19 protein-coding genes and 1 riboswitch are annotated in these 21,700 nt (G+C 59.4%); of the genes, 5 read left to right on the top strand and 14 right to left on the bottom strand.

Features of this window, described 5'->3' with window-relative positions:
* Positions 1 to 10: 10 nt before the first annotated feature.
* From ACYSMN_RS01575 to ACYSMN_RS01540, 8 genes are all read right to left on the bottom strand, one after another.
* Complete coding sequence (locus ACYSMN_RS01575) at positions 11 to 340, bottom strand: hypothetical protein (protein ID WP_488922075.1); 330 nt, start codon at positions 338 to 340, stop codon at positions 11 to 13.
* A gap of 191 nt (positions 341 to 531) precedes the next feature.
* Positions 532 to 1,260: a hypothetical protein gene (locus tag ACYSMN_RS01570; RefSeq protein WP_488922074.1), complete on the bottom strand. Its 729-nt coding sequence runs from the start codon at positions 1,258 to 1,260 to the stop codon at positions 532 to 534.
* 180 nt (positions 1,261 to 1,440) lie between these two features.
* Positions 1,441 to 2,028: a class I SAM-dependent methyltransferase gene (locus ACYSMN_RS01565; RefSeq protein WP_488922073.1), complete on the bottom strand. Its 588-nt coding sequence runs from the start codon at positions 2,026 to 2,028 to the stop codon at positions 1,441 to 1,443.
* 377 nt (positions 2,029 to 2,405) lie between these two features.
* Entirely contained in the window at positions 2,406 to 2,867 is a 462-nt protein-coding gene (gene msrB / locus ACYSMN_RS01560) for a peptide-methionine (R)-S-oxide reductase MsrB (protein WP_488922072.1), read from the bottom strand.
* Positions 2,868 to 3,298: 431 nt separating this feature from the next.
* Entirely contained in the window at positions 3,299 to 3,628 is a 330-nt protein-coding gene (locus ACYSMN_RS01555) for a hypothetical protein (protein WP_488922071.1), read from the bottom strand.
* Between the two features lie 41 nt (positions 3,629 to 3,669).
* On the bottom strand, positions 3,670 to 4,500 hold the full coding sequence (locus ACYSMN_RS01550; protein WP_488922070.1) for a GNAT family N-acetyltransferase: 831 nt from the start codon (positions 4,498 to 4,500) through the stop codon (positions 3,670 to 3,672).
* Positions 4,501 to 4,732: 232 nt separating this feature from the next.
* Positions 4,733 to 6,337, bottom strand: a complete 1,605-nt coding sequence (locus ACYSMN_RS01545) for a protein adenylyltransferase SelO (RefSeq protein ID WP_488922069.1) — start codon at positions 6,335 to 6,337, stop codon at positions 4,733 to 4,735.
* Between the two features lie 350 nt (positions 6,338 to 6,687).
* Positions 6,688 to 8,427, bottom strand: coding sequence for an alkaline phosphatase D family protein (locus ACYSMN_RS01540; RefSeq protein ID WP_488922068.1), 1,740 nt, complete (start codon positions 8,425 to 8,427; stop codon positions 6,688 to 6,690).
* Positions 8,428 to 8,627: 200 nt separating this feature from the next.
* On the opposite strand from ACYSMN_RS01540, the gene ACYSMN_RS01535 reads away from it, so the two are divergent.
* On the top strand, positions 8,628 to 10,058 hold the full coding sequence (locus ACYSMN_RS01535) for an RtcB family protein (protein ID WP_488922067.1): 1,431 nt from the start codon (positions 8,628 to 8,630) through the stop codon (positions 10,056 to 10,058).
* 379 nt (positions 10,059 to 10,437) lie between these two features.
* A complete protein-coding gene (locus ACYSMN_RS01530) occupies positions 10,438 to 10,749 on the top strand; it encodes a hypothetical protein (RefSeq protein ID WP_488922066.1) in 312 nt (103 codons plus the stop codon).
* Positions 10,750 to 11,080: 331 nt separating this feature from the next.
* Here the strand turns inward: ACYSMN_RS01530 and ACYSMN_RS01525 are convergent, their stop codons facing one another.
* A complete protein-coding gene (locus tag ACYSMN_RS01525; protein ID WP_488922065.1) occupies positions 11,081 to 11,881 on the bottom strand; it encodes an SDR family NAD(P)-dependent oxidoreductase in 801 nt (266 codons plus the stop codon).
* Positions 11,882 to 12,127: 246 nt separating this feature from the next.
* Positions 12,128 to 12,478, bottom strand: coding sequence for a DUF3140 domain-containing protein (locus ACYSMN_RS01520; protein WP_488922064.1), 351 nt, complete (start codon positions 12,476 to 12,478; stop codon positions 12,128 to 12,130).
* Between the two features lie 191 nt (positions 12,479 to 12,669).
* On the opposite strand from ACYSMN_RS01520, the gene ACYSMN_RS01515 reads away from it, so the two are divergent.
* On the top strand, positions 12,670 to 13,410 hold the full coding sequence (locus ACYSMN_RS01515; RefSeq protein ID WP_488922063.1) for a ThuA domain-containing protein: 741 nt from the start codon (positions 12,670 to 12,672) through the stop codon (positions 13,408 to 13,410).
* A gap of 213 nt (positions 13,411 to 13,623) precedes the next feature.
* Here the strand turns inward: ACYSMN_RS01515 and ACYSMN_RS01510 are convergent, their stop codons facing one another.
* The 4 genes from ACYSMN_RS01510 to ACYSMN_RS01495 all read right to left on the bottom strand — a co-directional run bounded on the left by ACYSMN_RS01510 (position 13,624) and on the right by ACYSMN_RS01495 (position 18,052).
* A complete protein-coding gene (locus ACYSMN_RS01510) occupies positions 13,624 to 13,977 on the bottom strand; it encodes a hypothetical protein (RefSeq protein WP_488922062.1) in 354 nt (117 codons plus the stop codon).
* Positions 13,978 to 14,307: 330 nt separating this feature from the next.
* A complete protein-coding gene (asnA, locus tag ACYSMN_RS01505) occupies positions 14,308 to 15,315 on the bottom strand; it encodes an aspartate--ammonia ligase (RefSeq protein ID WP_488922061.1) in 1,008 nt (335 codons plus the stop codon).
* Positions 15,316 to 16,202: 887 nt separating this feature from the next.
* Positions 16,203 to 16,910: a PD-(D/E)XK nuclease-like domain-containing protein gene (locus tag ACYSMN_RS01500; RefSeq protein WP_488922060.1), complete on the bottom strand. Its 708-nt coding sequence runs from the start codon at positions 16,908 to 16,910 to the stop codon at positions 16,203 to 16,205.
* Positions 16,911 to 17,233: 323 nt separating this feature from the next.
* Positions 17,234 to 18,052 carry an SDR family oxidoreductase gene (locus ACYSMN_RS01495; protein ID WP_488922059.1) on the bottom strand — a complete coding sequence of 273 codons (819 nt, stop codon included), beginning with the start codon at positions 18,050 to 18,052 and terminating at the stop codon, positions 17,234 to 17,236.
* 376 nt (positions 18,053 to 18,428) lie between these two features.
* Positions 18,429 to 18,540, top strand: a riboswitch (SAM riboswitch).
* Positions 18,541 to 18,982: 442 nt separating this feature from the next.
* Between ACYSMN_RS01495 and cobA the strand changes: the two genes are divergently transcribed.
* Together cobA and ACYSMN_RS01485 are read left to right on the top strand one after the other, a co-directional pair.
* Complete coding sequence (cobA, locus tag ACYSMN_RS01490; protein WP_488922058.1) at positions 18,983 to 19,759, top strand: uroporphyrinogen-III C-methyltransferase; 777 nt, start codon at positions 18,983 to 18,985, stop codon at positions 19,757 to 19,759.
* Positions 19,760 to 19,795: 36 nt separating this feature from the next.
* Positions 19,796 to 21,613 carry an assimilatory sulfite reductase (NADPH) flavoprotein subunit gene (locus ACYSMN_RS01485; protein ID WP_488922057.1) on the top strand — a complete coding sequence of 606 codons (1,818 nt, stop codon included), beginning with the start codon at positions 19,796 to 19,798 and terminating at the stop codon, positions 21,611 to 21,613.
* The last annotated feature ends 87 nt before the right edge of the window (positions 21,614 to 21,700 follow it).

Below are 21,700 nucleotides of genomic sequence, written 5' to 3'. Positions count from 1 at the left end.
CGTACTTTCCTTAGTCTTCCTGCCCGTCGTTCTGGAAATACTGCCAGGCATAGCCGCCCAGATCACCGTTGTTGATGGAGTTGCCTTCCGCATCGCGCAGCTCGTATCGGGTCTGGATGCGGCCAATTGATGCACTACCTTCCAACCCAAGCAGAATACCGTACAGAACATCCGTCAGCACTACATCTAACAGTTGTTGTATCAACTCTCGCTGCGCCTCCGTCAGCTGCATCTCTAGAATCAGAGCTGCTCCCGCCGTGGTTACTTCCTGCCCCAGATACAGTTCCAGTAGGCCTTGCTTCTCCCGATAAAATCCCTGAACAAACTCTTCCGTTGTCATATCCGGTTGTAATTGGTACCCGGCAAGATGGTCAACTTTGCCCTGCTAAGTACCGCGAAGGACCTTATCTGGCTGGAATGACCTTCGTAACCACGATTCGCCCCGGCCGGATAAGCCCCTTTGTCGCCGCTCAGTACGCGGAATATCAGCGGAACCGGAAACGTTAAGCGGCCTGAAGCCCCGTACTCCGACTATGGCAGCGGCCGGCGAGAGATATACACCACGCCCGGTCGGCCTACGGTTGGGTTGATGGCCGCCCCAGTGCTGGTATCAAAGCGAAGTCCGGAGGCGGCCACGTAGAGGCGATTTTTGTCGTCGAGGTGTAGACCATTAAGGTAGTGGCCAATTGGCAGCCGCAACAGCGTCCGGCCCCTGCTGTCGGTCCGCGAAAGGTCGGAAGCCACAAGCTGGCGAGACGTAGAATTAGGAATAGGCAACGAGTTTACATGAGTCCGGTAGGTGATGCCCGCTGCTTCTACCCGCCCAATAATCTGGCTCATGGTGCGGTATTCGTCGTATGGATATATGGTGGACGTAAACGCCCAGGTCCTGCCGTAGTCTGCCGTGTATCTGTCCGCATAAGATGCGGTTCTTTCGTCTGAATTGTTGGAGCGGGAATAAAATATAAGCCCGAAAATGGTGTCGTTACGCAACACTAGGCCCTCCATAGCACCGTAAAAGTTGGGAGACTTCTGCCAGGTTTTACCCCGGTCAGATGTTGCGTACACGTGCGTGTGCGTGGACACTAGCAGAGTTTTGTCGATGTCCCCCGTGATGGCGTGCGCCTCATCACCCGACAAGTCGGAGGGAACTTCTAGCTTAATCCAGTCAGGATCTTCCGCCTCAGCCGGCTCAGCGTCTTTTTTCTGACAAGCCGTAACAACAAGCCCTACGGACAAGAGTAAAAATAATCGTTTCATAAGCAAGAAGTAAAAATGAGTGAACAATCAGATAAGCCAAGCCGCAACAAGCAAGCCATTATCCCTCTGCGGATGCTATCCAGCTAATTACACCATCATTTTACACCCGGTTGCACGTAGGCTAAGCAAACTACCCCTGATAAACACCATCCGTTACGGCTGTTCCTACGCAGTAGCCGCCTAGTTTTCGGTATCTGGTGTATCCAGGGGCTCATATACGAGTACGTGGGCGGGCGGTAGGTTCAGTAGCACGTGGGTGTGGTCGCAGAGCCGGAAGAACCGCTCAAACAGCTTGCGGTTTAGCAGTGAGTACTGAAATAGAATTAGCTTGCCCGCTGGCAGAAGCACTTGCCGCGTGTGTTCCAGAATGCGCCACCCCAGCCGCAACGGCAACGACGAAAACGGCAATCCGCACACCACGTAATCGGCCTGGGCTACGCCTAGTTTGCGCAAGTATTGATCGGTTTGGTCGGCGGAGCCTTGGATGACGTGCACATTGGCGTGGCCCGCGTAACGCTCCTGTAGCAGCTGGGCAAACCGCTCATTCACTTCCACCACCAGGAGCACCGTTTCGGGCCGGCGCCGCCGCATGAGCACATCGGTGAAAACGCCCGTGCCGGGACCGTATTCCACGATGCACTTGGCGCGGGCAAAGTTTATCGGCTCCATCACTTTGTCCGTCAGCTCCTGCGAGCTAGGAATCAGGGAACCAACCACGGCAGGGTTGCGAAAAAACTCTTCGGCGAAAGAAGGCAGAGGAAGCGACATACAGCAGAATAAACGAGGGCTCACCGGTTGGGAATATGCCTACGTATAGCCGCTACCGCGCGTTTCTGAGCCTTTTCTCTTCTGCCGGACTCTTGTTCTGCTTGGAACAGCACCGTTCCAGCCGCACATTCTCAGCTTGGTCAGGACGGGAAAACGAGTTGGCTAGGACTGTTGTCACTTAGAATAGAAAATCAAGCCCAGAGGGGCGGCACATCGGTAGAAATACGCCTGTAACGTTGAGTAAGGCCCCATCGGGGCGACATAACCCGTCCAACGATTTGCTGTCGCCCCGATGGGGCTTTTTCCCTTCTATCCCACTTTTACTACCAACATGCCGCCCCTCCGGGGCTTGAATACCTTCTTCCCCGTTCAGTTTGCTAGTTCGTGTCTTCCGATTGATCTAGCCTGCGCAAGCTTTCCGAGTTGATGCAGTACCGCAGGCCGCTAGGCTCGGGTCCGTCGGGGAAAACGTGGCCTAAATGACCGTCGCAGACGTTGCAGCGCACTTCCACGCGTTGCATATTGAAACTGTCGTCGAAGGCGTACTGGATGGCGTTTTTGGTGCTGGGCTGGGTGAAGCTGGGCCAGCCGGAAATGGCGTGGTATTTCTCGGTCGCGTTGAATAGCAAGCTCCCACAGCCGACGCAGACGTACACGCCCGGCTCGTAAGAGCGACAGTAGGCGTTGCGGTATGGCGGCTCAGTGGCTTGTTGCCGCAGCACCCGAAACTGCGCGGGCGTCAGCTGCGCCACCCACTCTGCCTCCGACTTCTCCACCCGCCGAACTGGCTCGGGGTTGCTGTATTTGGCGAATTTGAGCACGTCAGTCCAGCGTAGCATGTGGCGTTCAGTCGGTGGCTAGTTTACTTCTGGCTAGTGGAAAATAAGCAGCCAAGCCCCAGTGGGGCGGTACTTGCCCAAGTTAGGGTGTCGCCCCGCTGGGGCTTTACTCAATGTTACGGGCGGTAGTTCTACCAATATGCCGCCCCGCTGGGGCTCAGATACCGGCTCCCAACATGAGGTAGCTAACTCCAGTTGCGGAGTAGCCGCGTAGCGGTTGAAGGCTTGTAGAAAACCAGACCGAAAATGCCCCCGCGCCGCGTAGCGGTGCCAGAGACGCCAGCCCATCTGGCACCGCTACGCGGCACTACCCCCGAACCGACTTGGGGCTACAAACCTGTCGCCGCTGCGCGGCTACTCTGCAACTTGGAGTTAGCTCACTCTGACTGAATTCACTTGCGCCGACATTCTAATGTACGAGAGTGCCTGTTTTACCGGTTCATGAGCAGGAAAAGCAGGTTGTGGTACAGAATGCCTACTTCCCCGTCGTGGCTGCCGTAGAGGCCGGCATCTTCCATAAGTTCCTCTACTTCCTCATAATCCTGCACGAAATCCAGCTCCACGTCCCCAGAGGCATCATCCGGCCACGTGAACATGACGTAGCGGCGCCGAGCTTCGAGCGTCACGAATAGCTTCTGGCGGTAGGTTTGGGCAATCAGCAGCGCGTCGTGCTCCTCAAAACCGTCGGCCGTTTGGGTTTGAATGATGGTCTTGTGGGCTGCGTCGGTGTGCAGCAGGAAGGTGGCGCTGTCTAGGCTCATGGGGCAAAGATGATGAAAGTGAATCCTTCCCGCCTCACAGGCTACGTTACCGCCCCCTCAAGTTGCCACTTAATGCGCGTGTACGCAATCCGAAAGCCGTTTTTCTCCGCGTTGCGCTGCGACTGACTGCCAGGCAAGGCGCCCATCATGGCGAGCGTGCAGCCCTGCTCAGCCGCGTACCGCAGCCGCCCCGCCAACAACGCCGACTGCGCCCCCTGCCGCCGGCCGGCCGGGATGGTGCTAGCGCCCATCAACAAGGCTACATCTTCGTGCAAAAACAAGCCCGCTGCCGCTATGGGCTCACCATCTAGTTCAGCCAGAAAAGGCTCCGTCCCGGCGCTACGGGCCATTATTTGACCCAGCCGTAGAATAAATTCGCCTAGCTCCCGCCCTTCCGTACTCCAGCCCGCTGCCGATGTCTGCGCCCACAACGTGCTTTCAGCGGGCGTGATGCGGCGCGTACTGACCCGTGAAGCAGGGCCCGAGATTGTGGCGGATTCGGGGCTGAGAGGGCGGTAGAGCACAGAGGTATATTCCACTGGCCGGTAGCCTCGCGCCGGCAGCATTTCCAGCAGCGCCGCAGCCGCCATCGGACTGACTTCGTGGTAAACGGGAGCTTGCCGCTCAGTGAAGAAACGCTCCACCTGCGCCAACTCCGATGCTCCCACTTCCTCAAACAAACCCAGCCCAAAGCTCTGCGTCAGCGGCGAGTCTTCCCCGTCGAACATGGCGTAGGCGCCAGCTATATCCACCCAGGCAGCATCACTCTCAGGGTGCAAGAGGCAGTGGGCCTCAACTATGCTCGCGTTGGCCCGCGCCTCCGTCCGTTCCAAGCGTTGCGCCAATTGCCGGTCAGAAAATACCAGTGCCATATAGTCAAGAAAAGTACCGCCGCAAAGTAAGACTTTGCACCGGTACTGTCCAGTCTAGCGCCGTGGTAGTGCCTGTCATGCTGAGCAGAGCGAAGCATCTGGGGGAATCTGTTCCTATGGTTTTGCCCGAATGCTTCCTGTCGTGAGTATGACGCGCCTAGCAGCCCAGGGTTGAAACCCTGGGCTATGGATGGTTCAGAGTCCTATGACGCGAGCTGCTCAGGTCTGCTAGCTATGAACTGCACGAAAGCGTGGCGCAGCCGGGCTTTTCGCGGGCCCATTCTGGACGTTTAGCAGCTAACTCATCATGTTGGGGCTGCTCGGCGTAGGGAGTTTTGAGCACTTCCATCAGGCGGTTCAGCACCGATACGTCGCCGGCCGTGGCGGCTTCTATGGCTTGCTGGGCGAGGTAGTTGCGCAACACGTACTTGGGATTCACGGCCAGCATTTGCTCCCGAATGGTTTCGGGCGCAGTCGTTTCCTGCCGCAGCCGCTGGGTGTATTCGCCCAGCCACTGCCGCAACGCCGCGTGGCCTTCGCTGCTGGGGGCGGCGTAGGAAGCGGCTGCAATGAGTTGGTTGAATACGGCTTCCTCGTCGGCAGTTTCGGCTAGTAGGGTCGGCACGGCGTGGCTGAGCTGGCGGAAGAACAAGGTCATGTCCATTGCGGCGGTTTCCAGCGCCGCCGTTAGGTTTTCGAACAAGTCCTGGTCGGTGGCGGGGTCTGGCCCGGTGAGGCCGAGCTTGCGCTGTAGGTTGCCTTGGTGCGTCGCGTTGAAGGTTTTGGCGTACACGTCGAGGCTGGCGCGCAGGGTTAGCGGGTCTTCTACTAGCGGGCCAAGGGCCTGCGCCAGCGCCATTAGGTTCCAGAGGGCAATGCGGGGCTGCTGCCCGAAGGCGTAGCGGTGCGTGGCGAAGTCAGTCGTATTGGGCGTCCATTCGGGCTCGTAGGGCTCCAGCCAGCCATAAGGGCCGTAGTCGATGGTGAGGCCCAGGATGGACATATTATCGGTATTCATTACGCCGTGCACGAAACCCACCGCCTGCCAGTGCGCCACCATTACGGCGGTGCGCCGGGCTATTTCCTCAAACCAACGCAGATACACTTCCGGGCTTGGTTCGCCCAGCTCCGGATAGTAGCGCCGAACCACGTAATCGGCCAGCGCCTGCAGATTGTCCATCTCCCCGCTGGCCGCCATAATTTGGAAGTTGCCGAAGCGGATAAACGTGGGCGCCACCCGCGCCACCACGGCGCCCGGCTCGGCCTGCGGATTGCCATCATAAAACATGTCCCGCACCACCGAGGCGCCGGTGCGCACCAGACTAAGCGCCCGCGTGGTGGGCACGCCGAGGTAGTGCATGGCTTCGGAACACAAAAACTCCCGCAACGAGGAGCGCAGCACGGCCCGGCCATCGGCGCGGCGCGAGTACGGCGTGGGACCCGCGCCTTTAAGCTGGATTTCCCAGGTGGAGCCGTCGGTGGCCGTTAGCTCGCCCAGCGACATGGCCCGGCCGTCGCCGAGCTGGCCGGCCCAGCTGCCGAATTGGTGGCCGCCGTAGCGAGCCGCAAAAGGCTTCATGCTTTCCGTGACGAGGTTGCCGGCCAGCGCATCCACGGCCGCTCCCCGCTCCGGCGGCCGGGTCAACCCCAGGAAATCGCCCAGCTCATCAGACCACGCCAAGAGTTGCGGGTTGGGTACGGGCGTGGGTTTTACACGCGAATACGTGTAGCCCGGCACTTGGCGCGGACGCAGATCAAAGGAATCTTCCCCGCGCAGCTCGTCTACGAAGGAGTTATGAAAAGTGGCTTGTTCTATGGATTTCAGGGTCGCAGACATGATCTAGTAATTCGGGAGTGGCGATGCGCCAGAGATTCGCGCGTCTTTTGCCCAACGCGGTAGCGGCTCGCTTGTTTCGGTCGGGCTTGCGCTGAGGCGGCCTATTCATACTAGGATGCACGATGCAGTAGCGCGAAAATCTGTTTCGCACACGAGCCGCCGGCGAGTATCCGGTACCGCGCCACTCGCTTCAACGGGTAGAAACTCGCTTCGCTCGTGCGCAGATCTTCGCGCTACTATGCTGCCGACCACGCTACTACCAATTGCTTCTAGAAAGGAAAAGCGTGAAACCACAAAGCCCCGGCTACACCAGCAGCCGGGGCTTTTCAGCACTTTCAACTCACGCCTTCCTACGACTCGGTCGCCGTTTTGCCCACCGTTACGGCCGTGCTTTCGGTAGTGAGGCCAGCCACGTACTTCCACTGCGCATTGGCAGCGGCCTGCGTGAATTCCACTTCCAGGAAGCCGCGCCGGGAAGCGTCGAGGTAGTTGAGGTCGTTGATGAGCACTTGGTTGGACTGCTCGAAGCCTTGAATGGCAGCTGCATTGCCCCCAAATATCGCCTCAAAGCCGGGCGAGGACACCGAGGACGTCGCAAATTCAGCGCCCACTTTGCTGCCACTATTAGCCGTCAGGTCGTTGTACCAGGCGTTGTGCGTGTCGCCGGCCAGCGAGATGAGTTTCTTGTTGCCGGCCGCCGCGTACACGGTTTCACGCTCCGCGGGGTAACCGTCCCAGGAATCGAGGTTGTAGGGCAGCACCGTATTGACGCGGGCTCGTTCGGCGGCCGTTACGGTAGAATCACCCTGCTGAATGCGTGTTTTGATGACGACCAGCTGCGTGGCGAGCGTGTTGTACTGGGCCAGTAGCGCGGGTGTGGCTCCGCCGCTAGCCAGCTGAGCCACCAAGGTCAGTAGCTCGGCCGGAATGTACATCTTGCCCATGAGCACTTGGTTGCCGAGCACCTGCCACTTGGCGCCGCTGCCACCGAGGTTGGCCGTGAGCCAGCCGCGCTGCTCGCTGCCCAGAATAGAGCGGTTCGGATTCAGCCAAGCCGCCGCAAAAGCCGCCGCGTTGAAGGTGCCCGTACTCGAAATATAATTGGAGAAACTCAGCTGCTTCTCGCGGCCCACCAGGCGCGTGTCGAGCATGGCCAGGTTAACGAGGTTACCGAACTCGAAGCTGCGGTAGATTTTGGTTTTGTCGCTCACGCGGGCCGGCAGGTACTCGTGCCACACCTGAATGGCGTACTGCTTGCGCTGCTCGAAGCTGCCCTCGTTGGGCTGGTGGTTTTCAGCGCCTTCCTTGTAGGCGTCGTTGGCGAGTTCGTGGTCGTCCCAGACGCAGATAAAGGGCTTAAGCTGATGCGCCTTTTGCAGCTGCTTGTCGCTGCGGTACTGCTTGTAGCGAGTGCGGTAGTCGTCCAGGGTCAGGATTTCGTTGGCGGGCAGGTGGGCGCGGTTGAGGCCGGCCGTGGCTGGGTTGGTGCCGTAGCCGCCCGCGCCGTACTCGTAAATATAGTCGCCCAAATGCACCACCACGTCGGCTTGCGACTCGGCTACGGCGCCGTACACGTTGAACAAGCCCGCCTGGAAATTGGCGCACGACACCACCGCTAGCTTCACGCTGCTGGCTTGGGCGCCGCTGGGCAGCGTGCGGGTTTCGCCCACTACCGAGGTAGTGCTGGTCCGCTCGTTGCGGAAACGGTAGTAGTATTTCTTGTTCGATGTCAGGCCCGTCACGTCTACGCCTAGCGTATAGTCGGTAGCGGCAGCAGCAACTGCGGTACCGTTCTTGGTTATGGGCGAAAAGTTGCTGCTCTCGGCCACTTCCCACTGAATGGTGGCGTCGCCGGTTTCGTTTTCGGCGGGCGTGTAACGGGTCCAGAGAATGATGCTGCTCTGGCTGGGGTCGAAGCTGGCTACGCCTTCGCGGAAACCAAAGTCGCCGGTGTAATTGGTGCCCGGCTCGTCATCGTCGTCGCAGGAGCTGAGCACGGTCGGCAGCAGCGCCAGGCCACCCGACACGAGGGCCGTGTTTTTCAGGAATTCCCGCCGGTTAATCTTCTTGGAGTCAGGGGTTTTCGCCATGCTGCTAAGTGGGTTTGGTTGTTGGGCGAAAGTAGACGCGTGCCGTTACGTGGGTGTTAATGGAGTGTTATAGAATTGCTTATCTAAGGGCGCGGGATGGCCGCAGGCTTTTACTGATGGCCGCGCTGGCATGCCCAGCTCGGCCATAACCCGGCAGCGGCAATCAGCGCTACAACTGTCCCACCCTTCCACTTCAGCACATGGCATCTCCCAAGCTCCGCGGCAGCGACCTGCGCAAAATAGGCTACCCCGAAGGCCGCGCCATTGGCCTGGCCCTGGATATTCTCGAAGACCAGCAGTTGAAAACCCTCGACAAGGGCAGTGCCCTGGCCCTGTTGCAGAAAATCAAGGAAGACCCCTACGCCTACCTGCGCGACTCGCTGTGGCGGGACTTAGCCAAGGAATTCGTGCCGGACCCCAGCCGGGAAACCCGCCTCAACCCCGCCATCAAAGACTACCGCCGCTACGGCGAGGCTTTCATTGAAGACGGCGCGCGCAAACAGATGGATACAGCCATGCAACTACCCGTCACGCTCGATGGCGCCCTCATGCCCGATGCCCACCAAGGCTACGGCCTGCCCATCGGCGGCGTGCTGGCCGTCGATAACGCCGTGATTCCCTACGGCGTGGGCATGGATATTGGCTGCCGCATGGCTTTGTCGCTCTTCGATGTGCTGCCGCGCTACCTGGAGCAACGCCGGCAGGAAATGAAAAAGCTGTTGCACAACCACACTCGCTTTGGGGGCAAGGAAGTGTTCAAGAACCCCACGTCCGATCCTATTCTGGACCGGCCGGAGTTCAAGGAAATTGCGGTGGTGCGGGGCAAGCGCGAAGCCGCCATCAACCAGCTTGGGTCTTCCGGCTCCGGCAACCATTTCGTGGAGTGGGGCGTGGTCGACATCACCGACCCAACCAACGAGCTGGGCGTACCAGTGGGCCAGTACCTGGGGCTGCTTTCGCACTCCGGCTCGCGCGGCTTGGGCGCGGCCATTGCCCAGCACTACACCAAAGTAGCCATGAGCAAGTGCCCCCTGCCACCCGAAGCGCGCTACCTGGCTTGGCTCGACCTCGACACCCAGGAAGGCCAGGAATACTGGCGGGCCATGAACCTGGCCGGCGACTACGCCTCAGCCTGCCACCGCGACATTCACCGCCGCCTGAGCCTAGCCCTAGGCGAAAAGCCGCTGGCCAAAGTGGAAAACCACCACAATTTCGCCTGGAAAGAAACCCTGGCCGATGGCCGCGAAGCCATTGTGCACCGCAAGGGTGCCACCCCGGCCGGGCAGGGTGTGCTCGGCATCATTCCCGGCTCGATGACGGCGCCCGGCTTCATCGTGCGCGGGCGCGGCGAGCCGGATTCGCTGCAATCGGCTTCGCATGGGGCGGGGCGACGCATGTCGCGCACGCAGGCCAAGCAGCAGGTAACCGAGGGCGAGCTGCGCCGCCTGCTCCGCGACCAAGGCGTGGAGCTTATTGGTGGCGGCCTCGACGAAGCCCCCATGGCCTACAAAGACATTCACCAGGTGATGGACCACCAGCGCGACTTAGTGGATGTGCTGGGTTCGTTCACGCCGCGCATCGTGCGCATGGACGCCGGCGGCGGAGGCCACAGCAAATACGGCGGCGAGTAAGCAGCTTGCACGAACAGTAGCGCAGAAATCTGTTCCGCGCACGAGCCACCGGCGAGTTCCTACGCGGCTGGCCCGTATGGCGTGGTACCGGCTACTCGCTCCGCTCGTCGCGGAACGGATTTCCACGCTACGAACACCAGTTGGCTTGCAGAGGCTACGTATTTTTCAGGACCCAAAAATCAGAGTTTTATGCTCGCTGAATCCGTAGAAAACCAGGAATAAAAAGGCCCAGAGAAGCTGTTAGAACGGCATATTCAGAAGCCATTCGGTTTAGAGCCAACTCACACTACGCGCTCTTGCCGCAGGCTCTGCTTACGACGAGAGCGTGTAAGCGCTAGGCTCTCAGCTCTCACAACTCAGCCTACTTCCCTCCATTTCTATGCACACCACTACACCTTCTGCCGAGCTACGGCTGCACCAAGTACCCGCGGGTTGTCGGCTCGATTTTGCCCGCATACCCGGCCGCTTCGCCTACGTTTACCGGCGCCAGCACCACCGCGCCTGGGAGTGCATTGCGCACAACGCGTGCAGCCCCCACCTAGACCGCACTCCCCCATCGACTTCCAACCTGGAATACGTGGTGTGTTATTGCGATGCTGCTGGCACCATTACGGCCGCCACGCAAGTAGCACAAGTGCAGCCGCACTCGGCCGTTTTACCTGCTAAGCCCGCTTTGCTCAGCCTACGCTAAAAGCCCCGTGGCACGGACTTCAGTCCGTAGCCCCACTTCCCTTTACATCCTTTTCGTATCAAGGCCATAGTTGTCGATGAGTCATCTGCGGTGGGAAGGACGCCCCTCGTAGTGAGTAGCTAACATTGCGGAGAATAGGCAGTGAAGTGTGGTTGGTGCCTCTGGCGTTTATTGTTTGGTTCTTAAATATCTGATGATTACACGTGCAAAGGCTACGGACTGAAGTCCGTGCCACAGTGCTATCCGCAACCCGGATTTCACATAACGATTTGGCCCCCTTTGACGCGCAACGTGTACATCAAAGGGGGCCAAACCGGGGCGGATTTCGTGCTTATTTATCGCCGCCTACGGGTTTGCCTTGCTGATACATGTTAGCGGCGACCAGCTCGTCGGGCAGGAGGTTGCCGGCGGCTACCATAGCCTTATTCTTGAGGCCGGATACTACCTTATCATCACCGGCCAGCAGGGCTTCGTAACCGTCTTTGGCTACTTTAGCGGGGTCGGCTTTGCTGCCTTCCGCCACTAGCTTCGACTGGTTCATGTCGGCTTTGTTGAAGAAGTCGGTATCCGTGACGCCGGGAAGCAGAGCCGTAATGGTGACGCCAGTATCCTTGGTTTCCTGCCGAATAGCTTCCGTGAATGATGTTACGAAGGCTTTAGTGCCGTGGTACACCGACTGAAACGGCCCCGGCAGCTCCCCGCCGATGCTCGATACTTGCAGAATCTTGCCTTCGCCGCGGACTACCATTTCTTGCAGGAAGAACTTGGTGAGCACTACATAGGCTCCGATGTTAAGCTGAATGATGTCTAGCTCACGGTTGATATCGGTGTCCACGAACTCGCCGTACTGACCCTGGCCCGCGTCATTCACCAGCGCGTCCACTTGCAGGCCGCGTTGTTTCACCTCTTCCACCACTTCAAACGGAGCCTCGCGCTGGAATAGGTCCTTGGCCAACGTCACGACTTCGATACCGTACTGCTGGCGGAATTCGGCGGCCGTGGCATCTAGCTCCTGCTCGTTGCGAGCCACGATGATGAGGTTGTATTTATCCTGGGCGAAGAGCTTGGCCAGTTCGCGGCCAATGCCGCTGGTAGCGCCCGTAATGAGGGCGTATTTCTGTTCGTTTGCCATGAGGTAGGAGAAGACTATAGGGTTGATGGTCTAGTGCCTACGCCTGGCCTGCCTGCTTGGTTAAAGCTCAGTTTGCAGCATCACACCCTCGAAATACCCCTCCATCACCTGGCATCCTGAACAGCACCGAAGGTCTCATAGCCACAGCACAAGCCACTGCTGAGCGCGCCAACACAGCACGCCCGGCAATGGCTTGTAGCTTGATGCGGAAAATGATTCAGCCGGGCAGAAGGCCCTCTCGATTCGCTACTTCTTCAGCGGATCGTGGCCCCAGTTCATGAGCGAATAGCGCCATCGGGAGGTTTCCACGTCGTTCTTATCGTGCGGGCCCTGGGCCGAGTGGCGGCTGACGTAGCTGTGCACCTTGTGCATGTGCTGCTCGTCGTCTTCGCTGAGGTCGGCCTTCTTCTTGTGCAGAATCTCGATGATTCGCTCGCCAGAGTGCCGCCCGATGCTGGTGCCATCGCCGCTGTCTTGGCCCACGGACTTGGATTCCTCCGTTTTGAGCCACTTTTCCAGCTCGGAGGCCGTCATGTTTACGTCTTTCTTGAAATCGGCGTAGATGTCGCCGGAGGCAGAATGTGCGTTAGTAGCCATAATGAAGTTGGTTGAGGGTGAGAATCAAAACAAAGTATACTCAGCCGCAGAGGCTAGGTTGCGCCAGAAGCACTCAGTTTACCAAGCGTAAAGCCCTCCGCTTCGTTGGCTGAGCAGCTGTGGTATCTCGCGCGGCTCAACCAATGGCAATAGCTAGCGTAGTTCCTATATACTCAACCTGTAGCACGCTCATGAGACACCTATTCTTGCTGGTCTTTCTGCTACTGGCGCCCGGCCTGTTAGCCAGCTGCTCTTCCGACCCAGCATCGGCCGAAAAGCCCAAGCCCCGCATTCTGGTATTCTATAAGACGAGCGGCTACTACCACGAGTCCATTCAGGCTGGTATCGGGACCATTCAGCAGCTCGGCACCACCCATGTCTTCGTTGTCGACACCACCAAGCAAGCCACTAAATTTCAGCCCGACACACTTCGCAAGTACAGCGCCGTGGTATTTCTCAGCACCACCCAGGACGTACTGAATCCAGCGCAGCAGACGGCTTTTGAACAGTACATTCGCTCGGGCAAGGGTTTCGTGGGAGTGCACTCCGCCACCGATACCGAGTACGACTGGCCGTGGTACGGGCGGCTGGTAGGGGCTTATTTCAATGGCCACCCGGCCATACAGCAGGCTACCATTCAAGTCGGCAACAAAACCCACGCCTCCACCAAGCACCTCCCCGATGCCTGGCCGCGCACCGACGAGTGGTACAATTTCCGGGACCTTAACCCGGCCATCACCGTACTGGCCACGCTCGACGAAAGCACTTATTCCGGCGGCACCAACGGCGCCAACCATCCTATAGCCTGGTACCACACCTACGACGGAGGCCGGGCCTTCTACACGGCCGGCGGCCACACCGACGCCAGCTACAGCGAGCCGCTGTTCGTGCAGCACTTGCTAGGCGGCATTCAGTATGCTATCGGCAACTGAGTCGAGACTTTAAAAGAGACCTTAGATTTGAGAAGTTAGAACTTAGACAATCATCCTGTATAAGGGTAGCCGACGGCCTTTTGCCGTTGGTTTCAACTACCTCCCTGATATGGCGGTGTTGCGCGTTTCGGCTCTCTGCCTTGGCTACAATTGGGTATTTAAAAAACCCCGCAGCATGGCGCTGCGGGGCTTTTCGCCTTTTTCTAGTCTGCGTTATTGCTTGCGGAAGATTCCTCCCCAAGTAGGCTGCTCGGGTACTTTGCGGTTGGGGTCGTTGCCGTAGCCTGAGTCGCGCCGGTACCGGTCGTTGCGGGAGTAGCGGCCGTCACGCCGGTCGTTTTGGCACCGGTTGTCGCGGCCTCGTGAGTCGCGTTGGCCGTAGTAACCGTGGCCTTTTTTGTTCTTCTTCTCTTTTTCGTAGCCGTAGCGCTTGTCGTCTTTACGGCCTTTGCCGTGGTCTGATCTTTTCTCCCAACGGTCATCGTCGGAGCGGGCGGCAAGTGGCGCGGCTACAGTGGCAGTGGCTAACAGCACAGAAGCAACAATGGCGAGCAGGAAGGATTTCATGGGACAGCAGAAATGAGGTGAATACTAGCGGGGCCCGCTTGGAGCCCAGGCGGGCCACTAAGCAAAAGCTAAGCGCTTTCGCAGCTGAATCGCAAGCATAGTGCCGATCCTTGTTTTCACGCTGCCCATTCGTTTTGTCAAGGGCTAAATCTTCTACTGAAGCAGCAAGTATCAAGCTGACTTTCAGTTCACTCAGCAAAAATTTCACAAGCCAAAAAATGCACTGTAGAAAGATTCGTGCTTGACTTAGCCACAAAAAAAGCGGAGAAGCTCCGGCCGCCAAACCTGCTTCTCCGCCCCGCTATTATAGGCAGCGAGCCTGTGTGCTGCTTACAGCAGCCCTACGCCAGCACCGGCCAGCTCTTCGCGCACAGCTTCGGGCCAAATGCTCACCTGTACTTCGCCGATATGGCCTTTGCGCAGCATGAACATGCACACCCGGCTCTGCCCAATGCCTCCGCCTATGCTCTGCGGCAGCTCGTCGGCCAGCAGCCGCGCGTGAAACGAGAGTTCCTGCCGGTCTTCGCAGCCACGCAGGGCCAGTTGCCGCACCAGCGCGTGCTTGTCCACCCGAATGCCCATCGAGGAAACTTCGAAGGAGGTTTGCAGTACGGGGTGCCAGAGCAGAATGTCGCCGTTGAGGCCGCGGTAGCCGTCTTCGGTTTCGGTGCTCCAGTCGTCGTAGTCGGGGGCCCGGCCGTCGTGGGGTTCGCCGTGGCTCAGTTCCCCGCCAATGCCCATCAGGAACACCGCGCCATATTGCTGCACGGCCTCGTGCTCCCGCTCCTTGGGCGTGAGCGTGGGGTATTGCTTCAATAGGTCTTCGGCGTGCAGGAAGGTGATGCGGCCCGGCAGCACCGGCGCTATTTCCGGGTACTCGGCGGCCACGCGGGCCTCGGTGGTGCGCAGTGCCTCGTAGATGCGCTCCACGGTAGCTTTCAGAAACCCGGTGGTGCGCTGCTCCGGGCTGATGTGCTTTTCCCAGTCCCACTGGTCTACGTAGATGGAGTGGATGGGCGAGTAATCTTCGTCGGGGCGCAGGGCGCGCATGTCGGTGAGCAGCCCGCGGCCGGCTTCGATGCCCAGCTCCCGCAGGCGCACCCGCTTCCACTTGGCCAGCGAGTGTACCACCACAGCCCGGCGTTCGGCCAACGCCTTAATCGGGAAGCCCACCGGCCGCTCCACCCCATTTAGGTCGTCGTTGATGCCCGTCCCATCGAGTACCGCAATCGGCGACGATACTTTGACGAGGTGTAATTGCGTAGACAATTCCTTAGCGAAAGTGTCTTTCACGAAGCTGATGGCTTCTTCGGTTTTGAGCATTTCCTGAGCGGTCATAGTGCTGTTTTTTTATGTGGTTTGAAGTGAATTTTATTTTTGAAAAGGCACGCGTTTTCCCTGCTCCCTTTCGGGAGTTTTTTATTTAAGCGGGAATGTATTTGTGCGTAAAAAATGCGGCGCTAATTCGGCTTGTAACGGGGCATGATCGGCGCAGCAGGCACAAAAAAAGCCTTCCACATGTGGAAGGCTTTAAAAGAAATTCAATTTATGATTTCTCTTTTCTCCTATGGAGCAATAGCCTTCCCATTTCGGATGCAATTAGCATTCGAATTATTATTGAGAAGATTATTGCTAAAAAGACGCATTGTCTCGTGTGTTTTTTCGTTAAGTGTTTGCAAGTATAGAAATCAACAACAGAAACTCCTACATAAATTCAGAATATTTTTCTTCGATTACGCTTTATTCGCTCCAGAGCCGTTTAGGCACCCTTTGGCTTCAAGTACTGAGAGGTCTAGCCGCACCGCGGCGGAGGCGTATTGGTAGTCCAAATCGGAACAACAAACCGGAGAGCCCCAGTAGAGCGGCATATTCGGTAGCTAACCCAAGTTGCCGCGTAGCGGCTAAAGGTTTGTAGAAAACCATGCCTAAAACGACCCTACGCCACGTAGCGGTGCTAGAGCCGCCAACTGATCTGGCACCGCTACGCGGCGCGCCCTCCGAACCGACTGGGGCTACAAACCTTCAGCCGCTACGCGGCTACGCCGCAACTTGGGTTAGCTAATCGGGCTAAGAATTAAACAAGCCCCGGCGGGGCGGCACCAATCATTGGGTGTCGCCCCGCCGGGGCTTGGCTTTTTCCTGATTTGCTTTGCTACCGATATGCCGCCCCGCTGGGGCTAGGGCGTGAGGAGGCTATTAGAATTTCCTTTTCCTCGCCTCTTTCCTTAATCGCCGCGCAGCAGGTCGCGCACCTCGCGCACGGCGCCGGCTACGGCCGTTGGCACGGGTGCTTCGGGTTGCAGCAGCTTCAGTAGGCGCAGGTACTTGGCCCGTCCCTCCGAGAGCATGAACTTGGGCACTTCAAATACGAACAGCTTGAACGGCTCCACCTTCTGCACGCCCACCAGCACGAAACGGTCGGCGTGCAAGGCATCGGAGTAGAAGGCGGCTTGCCGGTCGTAGTCGTAGCCGCTGCACTGGGCCACGAAGTGCTGATGGTCGCGGGCCAGGGTGGTTTTGAAGTCGACGATGGTGTAGGGCTGGCCGGGCTGGTCCACGATGAGGTCGGCGCGGAGCTTGCAGAGCGTGTCGGTGATGGGCTCGGTGAAGATGCAGCTGGGCTCAGGCGTGCCCATTTCCAGCATCTGGTTCACTTCTGGGTTCAGCTTCACGCCATCTACCATCCACCACACCAGCGTGTCGTTGATGCCCGGCTGGCCGGCTTCGTAGAGGTCTGGCTCCAGCAGGGCTGTATGAAAAGCAGTGCCCAGGCCTAGGGCGCCCATAGACGTAGTGGGCCGGGGTGGGCGCCCGTTAAGAGCGTCGCGCAGCCGCGACAGGTCAGAGTTGGCAATGGCCGGCAGCGCGCGGTAGTCGTCGTAGGGCACGCGCAGCAGGTCCGGGCGTGGAGTGGTGGGAGTGGAATCAGTCACACGGAAAGAACAGCGGAGCCCGCGAAAAGGCTCCTCCTTAGGGTGGGGAAGTTGGACGAAAGAAGTATAAGGCTTTTTTCGCGAACCGGCCATTGTGCAGAGCATTCCGCGCATGAAGCGGAGCCGAAGCATCTCGCATGCTGACGTTGTTTGCTAGAACATCATGCAGACGAAGGAAGCATCTCGCGTGCTGAGGTTGTGGTGGTATTGATTACCACACTAGCGAGATGCTTCGCTACGCCTTCGGCTCCGCTCTACATGACGGCCTAAAGCAAATTCTTCCTTCCTCATTCTTAATTCCTCATTCAACGCAGCGCAAGCGCCTAGCCGTTGTCGGCGAAGCCGGGGTAGAGGGTCATGCCGCCGTCGGCGAAGAGCGTGATGCCGGTGACGTAGTCCGACTCGTCGGAGGCCAGCCAGACAGCCACTTGGCCGATGTCGGCGGGCTCGCCGATGCGGCCGTAAGGAATGAGCGTGAGCAGCTTCTGCTCTTCTTCGGGCGTGTCGCGGGCTTCCAGGTTGATGGGCGTAGCAATGGCGCCGGGCCCGATGCTGTTGACGCGGATGCGGTGCGGGGCCAGCTCCTGGGCCATGCTTTTCATGAGTTGCATGATGCCGCCCTTGCTGGTAGCGTAGTTGACGTGGCCGGCCCAGGGAATGACTTCGTGCACCGAACTCATGCAGATAATCTTGCCCGTGGCCTTCGAGATTTCCGGCTGCGGGCCGCGGCGCACAAACTCGCGGGCGGCTTCGCGGGCGCACAGAAACTGCCCCGTCAGGTTGATGCCGATGACGTGCTGCCACTGGTCGAGCGTCATGTCCAGAAACGGCGCGTCGTCCTGAATGCCGGAATTATTAACCAGAATGTGCAGCGTGCCGGCCTGCTCCCGAATCTGGTTGAACATCTGCAGTACGTCTTCCTCGCGGCTCACGTCGGCATGAATAGCAACGGCCTTGCCGCCGGCTTTCTCTATGTCGCGCACCACCTCGGCGGCACCGTCGGCGCCGTGCGCGTAGTTGACGTACACCGTGGCGCCCTCGGCGGCCAGGGCTTTGGCTACGCCCGCCCCGATGCCGGAGCTGCCGCCCGTTACGAGGGCTATTTGGTTGCGCAGCCGCGCAGAAGTAGAAGCAGTAGTCATGGACAGAATGTGAGGTTCAACTCCTGCAAGACTACAAAGAGGCCCTGCGGGTTACATGAACTTTACATTATGCGGCCGGCCGCCTTGCTAACCCAAGTTGCGGACAACTAAAGACTAGAGCTAGGAGCTAGTTCCCCTCCTTTTTTAAGAAGGGGCTAGGGGTGGTTGATATACACCAGAACGATTTGTAGAGCTAGTTTTAGTAATCGTTCAACGATGGTCAACCACCCCTAGCCCCTCCTTAAAAAAAGGAGGGGAACTAGTCTTAGCTTTAGTCCGCAACTTGGGTTTGCTAATCGGCTAGGGAAATTTAATTTGGAAGTGTAAAAGCCCGGCAGCTACCTTTGGGCACCAATTCTTTCCCCACAAAGGATTGTTTTTATACAGAGGCGTGGAGAGACAGGCTCTAGGAAACGCCGGCAACCCTCGGATCATCCGAAACGGTGCCAACCGAAGGTCAGCGAAGCTAACTCCTGACCATATAAAAACAACGAGCCGTGAAGTCGTTCTTCTGCCCCGCCGCCGCATCTGCCACTCCCTCCGCGCTACCGCATGGGTGTTGTTCTATGATGGGAATGGCGTGTTGTTGTTAAGGCCCACACACTTCCCTCCTTTTACTGCCTGGCTCCGCCTTCCAGCCTAAGCTGACGCGGCCTTCCGCGTAGCGGCCGCCAGGAATTCCGCCGCCGTTTGCTTCGCCCAATTCCGCTGCCCCGCCAGGGCCGCTTTGCCGAAGCCAGTGTACGGCCAAAAACCTGAGCCTACGGGCCAGTTTTCCGCTTTTTCTTTTTGCTGAAACGCGGCTTCGTTGGAGCTGTAGCGCGAAGCTCCGGCTTCGCGCCTCGTCCGCGCCTTCCGCCTCGCCCGCGCCGCCCCCACGCTTGTCGTTCAACGATGCGCGAAGCCGGAGCTTCGCGCTACTCTTTTTCTATGCTTACTGCCACTATACCCCGCCTCACCGTGCTGGGCGCCGGTCCGGGCGACCCGGAATTACTCACGCTGAAAGGTGCGCGGGTGCTCGGGGAGGCCAACGTTGTGCTCTACGATGCGCTGGCCAACAACGACCTGCTCGAACACGCCCGGCCCGGCGCCAAGCTGGTGTTCGTGGGCAAGCGGCGCGGCTTGCGCAGCTATTCCCAGGACGAAATCAACTCCCTGATTGTGGAATACGCCTACCAGCACGGCCACGTGGTGCGCCTCAAGGGCGGCGACCCGTTTGTGTTTGGGCGGGGGCGCGAAGAAATGCTCTACGCCGAAGCCCACGGCCTGCTCACCAATTACGTGCCGGGCATCAGCAGCGCGGTGGCGGCGGCCGGTAGCATGAGCATCCCAGTCACGCATCGGGGCCTGAGCGAAGGGTTTCAGGTAGTAACGGCCACCACGGCCAGCGGGGAGCTGTCGGCGAGCTTGGCCGAAGCTGCCCGCTCCCGCACTACTACCATCATTCTGATGGGGATGAGTGAGTTGGGCCGCATCGTGCACCTGTTTTGCCAGCACGGGCAGGCCGAGACGCCCGCCGCCATTGTGCAGAACGGGACACTGGCCGAGGCTCGCCTCGTGACGGGCACGGTGGCCGAGCTGCCGGTGCGCGCGGCGGCGGCTGGTGTGGGGGCACCGGCCATCATTGTGGTGGGCGAAGTGGCCCGCCTGGCTACCCCGGCCGTGCTGAGTGGCTTTGCGGCGGCGGCTTACGCCGAAGTAGCCTGATCTGTAGCGCGTTCATCTATCCTCTCTATTTCTGCCATGACCCTTTCCCCTCCTCCCGCTCTACCGCCCGTTTTCGACGACCAAAAGCTCCAGCAGCTTACGGCGGGCCTCACCGAGCAACAGCTGCTCTGGCTGAGTGGCTACTTCTACGGCCGCACGGCCGCCGCCGGCGCCACCCTGCCCGCGCCCGCCACGGCAACGCCCGCCACGGGCCCGGCTTCGCTCACCATTCTCTACGGCTCCCAGACCGGCAACAGCAAGAAAGCCGCGACCATAGCCGCCGAAGCGGCCCGCCAGCGCGGCCTGGCTGTTGCTCTGCGCGACATGAACGACTACCCCACCAAGGACCTGCGCAACGAGCAGCAATTGCTGGTAGTGGTGAGCACGCAGGGCGAGGGCGACCCGCCCATTGCGGCCGAGGAGCTGCACCAGTTTCTGCTCAGCAGCCGCGCGCCCAAGCTGCCCAACCTACAGTTCGCGGTGCTGGCGCTAGGCGATAAAAGCTACCTGCAATACTGCCAGACCGGCTTCGAGTTCGACCAGCGCCTGGCCGAGCTGGGCGCCCGCCGCCTCGTGGAGCGCGTGGATTGCGACGTGGAATTTGAGCAGCCCGCCCGCCAGTGGGCCGCGCAGGTGCTGGAGGTGCTGATACAATCAGCGGCTCCCGCGCCCGTAGCGGCGGCCGTGGTATCGGTGGCGGCGCAAACCCTGGTAGCGGCGGGTGTTGAAGTGGAGCAGGTCTACACGAGCCGCCGGCCATTTCGGGCGCCGCTGCTGGACAAGATTCAGCTCAACGGCCGGGGCTCCACCAAGGAAACCTACCACCTGGAATTTTCGCTCGAAGGCTCCGGCATTCAGTACGAGCCCGGCGATGCCCTTTTCGTGCAGCCCACCAACCGGCCGGACTTAGTGCAGGAGGTACTGCAAGTGGCGCGGCTTGATGCTGCCGCGCCCGTGCAGGTCAACGGCGAGGAAGCCGACCTGGCAACCGCGCTGACGGAGCGCCTGGAGCTGTCGGTGCTGACGCGCGATGTGCTGGAACGCTACGCCGCCGTGGCCCCGCAGCACCCGCAACTGCGCGCCCTGGTGGCCGACAAAGCCCAGCTGCCGGGCTATGTATACGGCCGCGACGTGGCCGATTTGCTACGCGATTTTCCGGTGGAGCTGTCGGCGCAGCATTTGGCGGCGGTGCTGCGGCCGTTGCCGGGCCGGGCCTATTCCATTGCCAGTAGCCTACTGGCTCATCCCGAGGAAGTACACCTCACGGTGGGCGCCGTGCGTTACGAAACGTACGGCCGCCGCAAGCACGGCGCCTGCTCCAGCTACCAGGCCGACCTGCTCCAGCCCGGCGAGTCGGCCCGCGTGTGGGTGGACCGCAACGAGTACTTCAAGCTGCCCAAAGATGCGGCCACCGACATTATTATGGTGGGTGCGGGCACGGGCGTGGCGCCGTACCGGGCTTTCGTGGAGGAGCGGGCCGAAACTGGCGCTACTGGCCGAAACTGGCTGGTGTTCGGCAACCCCCACTTCACTACCGATTTTCTGTACCAGACCGAGTGGCAGCAGCACCTCAAGCACGGCACCCTCGATAGGCTGGACGTGGCCTTCTCCCGCGACCAGGAAGAGAAAATCTACATCCAGCACCGCCTGCTGGCCCACAGCCGCCGCGTATTCGACCAGCTCGAAAACGGCGCTCATTTCTACGTCTGCGGCGACAAAACCCGCATGGCCTCCGACGTGCAGCGCGCCCTGCTCATTATCATCAGCCAGGAAAGCGGCCAAAGCGAAGACTACGCCACCGAGTACCTCAAACAGCTCAAGAAGCAGCGCCGCTACTTAGAGGATGTGTACTAGAGCCAGAAGCTAAGAAGCTAGCTCCCCTCCTTTTTTCAAGGAGGGGAGCTGGTTTCTAATCCTTCTAGCCCTCTCTTTTCAGCATTC

Source organism: Hymenobacter sp. M1-2, assembly GCF_057808495.1.
The sequence above is the reverse complement of the archived record's forward strand: the minus strand, read 5'-3'. Positions and strand labels throughout refer to the sequence as shown.